Origin of the sequence: Ferrovibrio sp. (assembly GCF_036381655.1) — a bacterium.
Classification (GTDB): Bacteria; Pseudomonadota; Alphaproteobacteria; order Ferrovibrionales; family Ferrovibrionaceae; genus Ferrovibrio.
This window is the reverse complement of the sequence record NZ_DASVCJ010000044.1, coordinates 1-1470: the sequence shown is the minus strand read 5'-3', so window position 1 is coordinate 1470 and position 1470 is coordinate 1. Positions and strand designations below refer to the sequence as shown.

1 protein-coding gene is annotated in these 1470 nt (G+C 64.1%); it reads right to left on the bottom strand.

The features are described 5' to 3' along the window. Positions 1 to 1470: hypothetical protein (locus tag VF194_RS09125; protein ID WP_330890214.1), on the bottom strand; the 1470-nt coding region annotated here is incomplete at both ends.

Genomic DNA, 1470 nt, shown 5'->3' with positions numbered 1-1470 from the left:
ATGTAGCCGCCGGTCGCATCATTGCGGTACACCGCCGCGAAGTACCCCGACTTAGGGTCGTTCAGCATGGCGGGGGTCAGATAGAGCTTCTGCAGTTCCTCCGGACTCTCGATGCGCGTGATGCCTTCCGGCAGCAACCCCGGAATGCTGTGATCGTAGTACACGTCCTTGGCGAGCAGCGCATCGGTCATCACGTCATGCAGTTGTTTCAAGCCCGCATAGTTGGGATCGGTTGGATTCATCTCCGCAAGCATGTCGCCAAGCACGTCGACGCGGTCGCGGATCGGCACCAGATTCGCCACCTCCTTGGCATTCACGAATGCTGATGCGAAACCGTCAGAGCCAGCCGTCTGGCCGACGACGTCCCAGAACGCGTCGATCTGTTCCGAACTGTACCCGTCTCCCGGCGCCGATTGCACGCTGAAGGTCGGATGTTTCGCATCGAGGGGGCGATCCGTCAATCTCGAGAACTGCTCGGCCGCCGCCAGCGCCTGCTCTTCGTTTGCCCCCTTTTCCATGGCCATGTCAAAGGCGATCTGCTCTTGCGGGGTCATCTGTGCAATGCGTTGTTCGAACTGCTCCTGCACACCTTTCCGATAGGCGTGCACTCCGGCAATCTCGTTACCCAGCGCGTTGCCGAAGGCATCTGTCGCCATGGCGCCGTAATCGATGCGGTCGTCGAATCCGAACTTCCGCCGCGCATGCACCCCGACGACGTCGCCGGTGAACCCTTGCACGAAATCGCCTGTCACCGAATTCGCATCGAGATGCAGCGCTCCCAGTTCTTCGGATGAAAGCTTGGAGGAGGCGACGCTCGCAATTGCCGAGGCAGCCACGCCCGCCCAACTGAAGTGCGCATCGAGCCCTGCGATGCGATCAGCAGCATAGCCCGCTCCGTAGCTGGCCACGCCGGTGGCGGCGACCTTGCCGTATTCGCCGAGCTTTGCCAGCTCGGCCGCGGTCTTTCCGCCTCCGACTGCATTACTGATCCCTGCCGTAGCAGCCGTGGTCAGCCCGGTCGCAAACGCCTCGCGCAATGAGAAATGCTCCTGCACGCCCAGCGCCTTGCCGGTGAGCTGGCCGGCCACGCTGCCGGCGACACCGCCGGCAAAGGCTGCCGCTGCTACTGCACCGCTGAGACCCACCCCTCCTGTGATCGCTGCGGCGCCTGCTGCCATGGTGGCGCCCAGGGTCCCGGCGGTGGCACCTGCGGTCGCCGCCGCCGAGGCAGCCATTTCGGGCGCCATGGCCGTCAGCGCGGCGCCTGCGGTAAATACAGTTGCCACGATGACCACGGCCACGATCACGATCATCGCCAACGTATTGCAGTGCTGACTCGGCGGCGGCGCAATGTAAGGCAGCGCCGGCGTCTGGCTGCCGATGCTCTCGGCCGGGTTGTACGGCTTGAAGGTGTGGGCGTCGTTGCGGCTGACGGCCACCGGCGGCAGCTTGATCTGCACGCCCGCCACC